The 8,110-nt window shown below is 30.8% G+C and carries 5 protein-coding genes; 1 reads left to right on the top strand and 4 read right to left on the bottom strand.

What is annotated here, in order from left to right; genetic code table 11:
- Positions 1 to 92: 92 nt before the first annotated feature.
- Genes V7183_RS18605 through V7183_RS18590 form a run of 4 tightly spaced genes read right to left on the bottom strand, consistent with a single transcriptional unit; the run spans position 93 to position 7,036 of the window.
- A complete protein-coding gene (locus V7183_RS18605; protein WP_335360421.1) occupies positions 93 to 1,856 on the bottom strand; it encodes a TniQ family protein in 1,764 nt (587 codons plus the stop codon).
- Positions 1,849 to 2,991 (bottom strand): AAA family ATPase, encoded by a 1,143-nt coding sequence (locus V7183_RS18600; protein WP_335360420.1) that lies wholly within the window; start codon positions 2,989 to 2,991, stop codon positions 1,849 to 1,851. The genes V7183_RS18605 and V7183_RS18600 overlap by 8 nt, the downstream gene beginning before the upstream one ends.
- 2 nt (positions 2,992 to 2,993) lie before the next feature.
- Positions 2,994 to 5,684 carry a TnsA endonuclease N-terminal domain-containing protein gene (locus V7183_RS18595; RefSeq protein ID WP_335360419.1) on the bottom strand — a complete coding sequence of 897 codons (2,691 nt, stop codon included), beginning with the start codon at positions 5,682 to 5,684 and terminating at the stop codon, positions 2,994 to 2,996.
- A gap of 41 nt (positions 5,685 to 5,725) precedes the next feature.
- On the bottom strand, positions 5,726 to 7,036 hold the full coding sequence (locus V7183_RS18590) for a TniQ family protein (protein WP_335360418.1): 1,311 nt from the start codon (positions 7,034 to 7,036) through the stop codon (positions 5,726 to 5,728).
- 192 nt (positions 7,037 to 7,228) lie between these two features.
- On the opposite strand from V7183_RS18590, the gene V7183_RS18585 reads away from it, so the two are divergent.
- A partial coding sequence (locus V7183_RS18585; protein ID WP_335360417.1) for an ABC-three component system protein occupies positions 7,229 to 8,110 on the top strand: 882 nt, incomplete at its 3' end.

The following is an 8,110-nucleotide window of genomic DNA, read 5'->3' as shown; positions in this document are numbered from 1 at the left end:
AATCGGTCACTTTAGACAATTTTATGCTTTAAACACAAAATACTGCCATTATTATAGTTTAAACAAAATAATTCATGTAAAAACCGGTCGTATTAATTAGATCTTAAAGGTAAATTTAATCCCTTAAGAGTTTCTCTCCATAAGTCTATAAAATCACTATCAAATCCAATATTAAAATCTAACGCCTCTTGAACTTTTCTCATGCTTGGATAAGTGCCATTATCATATAATAGATGTATTGTCTCAAATAACTTAATCTCTCTATTTTTCTTTAGAGTTATACTTCTTTTTGAAACAACCTCTTTATTTCTTAACTTAATCTCTTCTAATAAATCATTAAAATGTATCTTTAAAGTCGGTCGTGTTACACCTAGTTCTTTACAAATTTCAGTAATTGATACAGGCTCATTATTAATCCCCTCTAGAACTCTCTCGAGGAAAATTTGAATAGTCTCAACATCAATTCTAACACTAGGATATCGTTTATTCGTTTTCCCCTGACGACTAAGATTTTTCTTTCTTATTTCTTCCCACAAATGTGGAAAGTTTGATCTTAACGTTAATATATCACAATTCAACATTTCCGTAATTTGCTTTACCGTAAAAAAACAATCCTTATTGTTAATGTAATCCTCTAAAAACTTCCGAGTATTCTCTCTAGCTCTTGAATCCTCTTGATTAAAATTTTTATTACAACCGTTATTTTCATATTTTCCAGCAATTTTAGCAACTAACTCTGGAAAATAACATTTCAAGGTATTACTTCCAATCCCTAATTCCCTACATATTCTATGAATAGATACTTTATCAGATATACTCAGTATATATTCTAAATATTCTTTAACCCTATCGAAATCCCTCGAAACAACAAAATAGTTCTTTTGCGCAGGAATAGTGGACACTACATAATCTGTATGTAGTGGGACATCCTTAAACAAATTAATGACATCAATTCTTGCATGAAAACAAATATTAAGTAGAATTTTAATGGTTGGTAATTTCACTTCATGTAAGTACTTCTTAACTGTACTATAGTCAATGCCCAAGTAAGTTTTGCTAAATTGTTTCTTAAATCCCCTTGCAATACTTTCATATATTTTATTAAGTGAGAATATTAACCTTTCATAACTCAATTCTTCTTCTTGAATACTAATCATTCGATTCAGCTGTATTGCATGATGAGCTTCCACAGGATATCCATTAATTATATCTCCACAATATTCTTCTCCCAACCAACTAAAACACTTTTGACAAAAACCTATTCTATTCTTTAAGTTGATTTGTTGCTGAGAAGATCCACAACATTTGCATTGACTTACTAATTTCACATTATGTTTTGCACATATTTCATATTGCCTAATGGTCCAAATAAGTTTTTCATATACTGGTAATTCACTATTTTTCATTTCTTGAAAACAATTAGGACACCATTCTTTTGTTTTTTTCAATAGTTTGGAGCCATCCAATATATATTTAAATTTTATAAATGTTAGTTTTTCAAGATCCCTACAAGACGTTAGTTCCTCAAACAACCGTACTGCACTTATAGATAATTCACCCATGCCATTAATTAAATGGTTATTAGAAGTATATGTTTTCACACTACTATTTGTTTCTAAAAATGGTTTAAAATAATGTTGTAAAATTGAGCTCAAAGTTATATGATGAGCTTCCGCAAGTCTTGAAAGAAAACTAGACAAACTTTCTACATCAGATTCACCTATTTTTATAGGAGTTAGCTTATAAAGTGTAGTTGGAAATACAAGTGCCTCACTTAAAGTAAATGTTTCGTATACTTCCAATTTATCATTTAATATTTTTGTACCCGACTTTTGGATCTTCAAATTTTTATTCATTCTCTTCAACTATTCCTGTTTTATCCCTTATGGGTTTCCTAATACCAACACGCTTATTTTTACTTTGCTTTGAAACACTGGTATTCGTCTTTATCCTATCATTATCCTCACTTAATCCTAACAAAACTTGTAGTTCGTTAAGTTTATCTTCTTGATGTTCAAAATTCCGTTCTCCATCTATTGCCTCGTTTGCAATCTTATGTGCCTTCCTTGGGGCAGGGGCATGTTTTTTTAACATCTCAACCGTAATCGTTGGTGCTTGAGTTCTTAATGCATCTTTAAAACAACTATCAAGCCACTCTTTTAATATCCCAATACACCCCACAGATCTTTCATACAAAAATCTCCAATTAGAGAGAAGATCTGGTTCAACTTTTAAAGGCAACTGGGTTTGAAATGTGTTTATTACGCTTCTAAAAATCTGAACATCCTGTTTATTTTTAAAATCATACCTTGGAAAATGAATTTCATTAGTTCTTCTACTCAATTGACCATTTAAATCAAAAAAATTCATCAGTTCATAAGTCCCGAATAGGACAAAGATTGCACCAGTCAAATTAGCAATAGATTTTATAGAATCCATTTGATCATTTAAGCGTTTTCCACTTGATGTTTTTAGCAAATGTTGAGCCTCATCTAATAAAACAACTTTAGTTTCCCGATAACAAATAGCATTTTCCAAAGATTTTCTAAGTTCTGGTGCAGTATTAGGTAAGTAATTACGAATCCTTGATTTCCTACCCGGATTTTCATAATCTGTTTTTTTACCGATTAATGGCTCATTGAATTCAATAAGGATTCTCTGGTAAAAATCTTTCCAATTAAATTTCCCATTATCAGGGGAGGGTAATTCAAGTGAAACCACTGGAATAATCCCTCGATTTCTTTGCATTTCAGCTTCATTTAAAGATAAAATTTCATTCTTTACTCTTAAAAATAATGTTGATTTTCCAACCCCTGTTGGTCCAAACACTAAATAAACTTTTCCTTTTTTTGAGTCCATTATTTTTTCCATTACGTCCTTAAACGCCGTTCGAAGATGAGGATGATTAATGTTTCTATTCATAAAATATTCTTCTCTTACTTCAATAGGATCATTTAATAAATCTTCAGGATTTTGTATGTTTTTGTTCATCTCTAAAACTCCTCAAATATTTCTAACAAGTCAGTTGAACTATTATCTTCCTCAAAATGTTCCTTTTGTGAATATTCGTGTTCTTTTTGTACCGATTCAACTGTTTGAGTACTGTCCCCATTATAAAGTAAATTTATTGCATTCTTAGCGTCCTCGATTTTCTCTTGTAACAGGATGAATTGTTCGTCATTCTCTAATTTTTTTAAATATCCAGCTATCTCTCTAGCGTTTATAGTATATCGTTTTGAATGGAGTTGTTTTGATTTTCTAATTTCAGCAGTAATATATTTCAATTCTTTCTCAGATAAGTTATTAAATACAGAATAATTTTCTGAAATGCACTTGACCCATTTTTTATTTACATAAGCGTAAGCTTCTCCTATATTAAAAGGGTCATATCTAACTTTTACCTTATCTCTTTCAATTTTGGGATTTTTGAATTCATCATTCCAATAATTCAAATAATTTATTCTTACGCCTCGATTTGTCTGAACAATAGTTTCACTTGATTTGGCAGATGGTAAAGTCAGTATACGAAATAATGCATCATATTGGATAAATTCATGCGCTCTTTCTCCAGCTTCCAATAAACCTGTTTGAAAACTCTCGCGTGGTGTTTGTCCCAAAGCTGGATGCTCGAAATTATCATAAATCTCATAAAAATAGTATTCAAGGGCTAAAGTTAAACGTGGCAAAGTCCATAAGGCTTGTGTTTTCGGATTTATACTACTAGTTACTTGCCTTACATTTTTCATAATTTTTGTATTACCTTGAAGGTTATGTATTATAGCAGTGTTCGTTGTTCCAAAAAAACGTTCTATAATTGATCCAAACCGAGGTTGGGCAGAAGGTCTTCTTTTAATTTCACGTTCATACATTGCAAGGAATGTTTCAAAATATACACTATGAAACTCCTTTCCGTTATCCACCACAATTTGCTGAGGTAAACGATTATAACGCTTGACGCAATCTCTAAAAGCCATTAAACACGACCTATAACTAGGTGTTTCAAAAGACATATAAAATGCTAATACTCTCCGAGAGTATGCATCTGTCATCAAAGTTAAATATGGCCTCCCAAGATTTTTACCTGTTTGCGAACTAACAAGTTCTATATCCAATTCTGTATGATCCAAATGAGCAATATTCAATGGAAAATCGCCATGTTTAGGTGTTGTCATTTCAAGTTCCCAATAAGTTGATACCACTTGATAGGCTGCTCTAGGACCTTTCATTTTTTTTATTTGCTGCTCTTGTGGTCTATTATTTATATAATTGCAGAAAGTTTGTAAACTAGGGGCAATTAATCCTTTTTCTTCACATGCAGCTGCAAACGCCCCCCAAACAACTGATTTATTTTTTTCAATTAATGTCTCATATTCCTTAAGGATATAGTGATTCATCAATTCTTTTATTTCTGCATCGAGTCTCTCTGTCTTATTTCCCTTATACTTATCATTAGGGAGTAAACCAACATAACCATTCCCGAATAATTTTGTCGCCTTTCTATATTTTGCAACCCAGTCACGTAATGTTCTTAATTTAGGTTTTTCATTCCCTTCTACAAACTCTTTATTTATGTATTCTTTAACATACTTCAATCTGTAATTAGCAATTTTATATTCTTCTTCGGAAGCACTTTTAATTATTTCAATTACTTCATTATTTGATTTGACATTTTTTTTATCACTTGTAATTTTCCCCTGTTTAATCATATTCTCAATTAATTCTCTAGGTACGTCATTATACCTATTGTCCTCTGATAACATGGCGATACTCTTTTGTCCCATATTTATAACTTTCCACATTACACCATCCCACAATAAATCCTCACCTATTTCCAGTGAAATCCTGGATGGATAAGAAACCTCTACTTCACATTCGATAACATTAGAATACATATCCGCATTTTCCTTATCTAAAAAAACTTGAACCTTTTCACTTTCTGCCAATACATTCTTAGATAAGTCGATATATATGGACTGTAATATTATTAAAGCGTATATATTATCTGAATAAATACCCTTTTTTTGGGAATCAATAAGTAATTGTTTAAGTGTAATACCCGGATTACTTAAAATTATTTCTTTTATTTCTTCATAATTATTCTTAAAATTATCTAACAAATCTACTTTTCTGAGATAACTATCTAAAAAAACATAGTTTCTGTGTAAATTCCAATTAATTTCCTTATCAGAACGAACAATAAACTGAAGACCAAACTGATGAGCAAATTTCTCTCCCGGAGGACACCTCCAATTCCCATTTTCGTCCTTTATATATTTCCAAGGTTGCTTTTTAGACAGTATGTTCAAATCTTTGTCGGTCTTCCACTCCTCCCAACCAGCACTATCTTTTCTAATAACGAAAAAATCTGGAGTATAAAGAAGTCCTCTCTTTCTACCAACACTATCAATAAAATTAATTTTAATTTTATTTGGTTGATCATAGTACTCAATGACATCCTCATCATTTTCCAACATTAAAACAGCAGGTCCTTCAACTTTCCCACTCTCCCACTGTATATACATACCCATTTTTCTACTCGGATATTTTCCAGAAAGACTTCGATTTCCTGTTCCAACCAATCTAGCTGGTTGGACAGACCGAATACTCTTATTGATATATTCTTCAGTTCGCTTCGGAAAATTATTCCTTGCACACCAGCTAAGAAATTCAGATTCATTTAACAATTCTTTGCCACCTTCTTTCGTTTATGAGGTAATTTTATATCCTATATAAATTCATCCCAACATCTTGTGAGGCATTCTTGAGCAAATGCTTCTCTAAATAAACAATTCGCCGATAGATGCCTTTCTATATTCTTGCTAGTAGGATTTTTCCCTTCTTTAATTAACTCTTTAAAAGATATCTCAATAAGACTATTTAACTGTGCTTTTCTTTTTATATTGCTAGCTCTAATATTCCTGAAATTCTTTTCAGATAAGGCTTTACATAATACAGGAATATTTTTATATAATAGTCTTTTATTCACTCCAATTTCCTTTGCAACCTGAGTCATAGACAACGAATCTTCCATACCCAAATAATTATTTAAGATTTTTTCGATCTCTAAGTAATTCAAATTTTCTCGATTATTTTTAATAGCTATCGAAGGATTGATATTTTTTTTACACCTCAAATGTAATTTTCCTTCAAAAAAAAATTCGTATAACGAGATATCAAATAAATCACAAATATCTAAGAGCTTCTCTATCATGGGTAGAGACTTTCCCGTTGACCACTCATGTAAAGTTACTTTTGGAAAACCTAAATCTTTCTTTGAATTTTTTTTCGTATAATGACTAATCAAAAAAGTTAACCTCTGTTGAATAAATGCTCTGGGTATGCTATTTGCTTGTTTCCCCATTACCGAAATGATTTCTCCTATATTTTGTGCATAAAATAATGACTTATTTGATTTGATTAATTCAGTTTGACCTTTCATATTCTTGTATAAACTTGAATTGCAATACGGACATTGACCATTAACTAAATTTCTATGAAGTACTGGAATACCCCTTCTACACATATAACACCTATCACATAGTGTAATTTTATGTTTCGAACAACAAGTAATCGGTTTAACATACCAAATTAAAGGATAGTAAACATAGTTATATTGTTCCTCAAATTCTTGTAGACACAATGTACACCATGATAAATAACCCTTTAATAATCCTCTATTTGTAAAGACAAATTTCCATTTATGAAAAGTTAGATTTATTAATTCTTCTCTCCAAGTTAATTTCTCTAATGCTTTTACTAAATTAAGAGCATTAGAGTTGATTCCATTTAAACTTCTTGCTCCATCAAAATAGCGATTTCCACCACGCTTTATACTCCGAGTAATGTATTCTTTATCTAAAATAGGGGCAATTAATCTATTAAAGAGTGTGCCAACAGATATACAATGAGCTTCGGCTAATCTTACTAAATAACTCGTTAGACTTTCGCTATTAGCGGTATTTAATCCACTTGGTACTAAATTATAAAGGGGACTTATAGAATTTTGATGTGTTCTATCATCAATAAAATTATTCATTTTAATAGTCTCCTGACGTGTTTAATAGACTCATTATTCCCCGGATTACAAAGTTTTATAATTATTAATATCGTAAATTTAGCACGTATTTAAGTTATACTAGAAATAGATAACAAATTTGGATTTATGTAACATCCATATATATATTCAGTACCACTAAAATATTTTTTAGATAACGAGGAGACAATTATTGTGAGTATAGGTATAGTTCAAAAAGAATCTCAATATACAACCGATGCAAGTCCTAGTTGGAATGGATATAATCACCAAGGAAAAGTTGGAATATACGTAGCTTTGAAAATGATTAATAAACTAAATTTAAACTTTGATGAATGTAAATCCTATGAATTAGAGCTTGAATGGCTAGAAGATTTTTCGATTAAAAAGAATGGAAATTACGTTTCGATACATCAAGTTAAAACATATGATTCTACTGCACCATCAGATTACAAAGACGCTATATGGTTAATTTTGGCGAAACTCCTAGATTTCTCACATATTGAAAAAGGTTATTTACATACCACTAAAAAACTAAGCAAGCTAGATACACTGAAGACCGATTTAAATAATTATAAGCCTCCAACTGAAAAGAAAAAGGAAGATGATACGGAAGAGGACAAAAAGAAAGATGATACCAAAAAGAAAAAAAAGAAAGCTACTCAGAAGTATCGAACTCCTAAAGAATGTCATGATTATGTAAAGGGATCTAATAGGTATGATGAAGCTTTCTCTAAATTCGAGGTTTACACATACGATGACAGTTCTCAGCATTGTGATATGAACGAAGTCGAGCAAAAAATTAAAAATCAATTAACAATTATTAAAACAGATTTCAGCACCCAAGAGCATTTAGATAGAGCCTATTTATATTTACTAGGTATGGTAGATATGAATATCCGTGAAAGACATACAGATATTCAATCAGGCGAAAAAAAGAAAAAAGCAACAATCAATTTTCAAAATATTTATAGCATCGCCATAACAAATTATGAAATATCCAGTAAAGAATATGTTATATATAATCTTCGAAATCGATTTAATAAACTTAAAGATGAGTATTTAGAGGATTTGATG

Source organism: Bacillus sp. JJ1127, assembly GCF_036965845.1.
GTDB lineage: Bacteria > Bacillota > Bacilli > Bacillales > Bacillaceae_G > Bacillus_A.
Note: the sequence above shows the minus strand (reverse complement) of the source record. Positions and strands in the feature narration are given on the sequence as shown.

Excerpts from the sequence above, each read along its gene's own strand:
- V7183_RS18605 (WP_335360421.1), bottom strand. The coding sequence starts at position 1,856 with ATGAATAAAAATTTGAAGATCCAAAAGTCGGGTACAAAAATATTAAAT.
- V7183_RS18590 (WP_335360418.1), bottom strand. The coding sequence starts at position 7,036 with ATGAATAATTTTATTGATGATAGAACACATCAAAATTCTATAAGTCCC.
- V7183_RS18600 (WP_335360420.1), bottom strand. The coding sequence starts at position 2,991 with ATGAACAAAAACATACAAAATCCTGAAGATTTATTAAATGATCCTATT.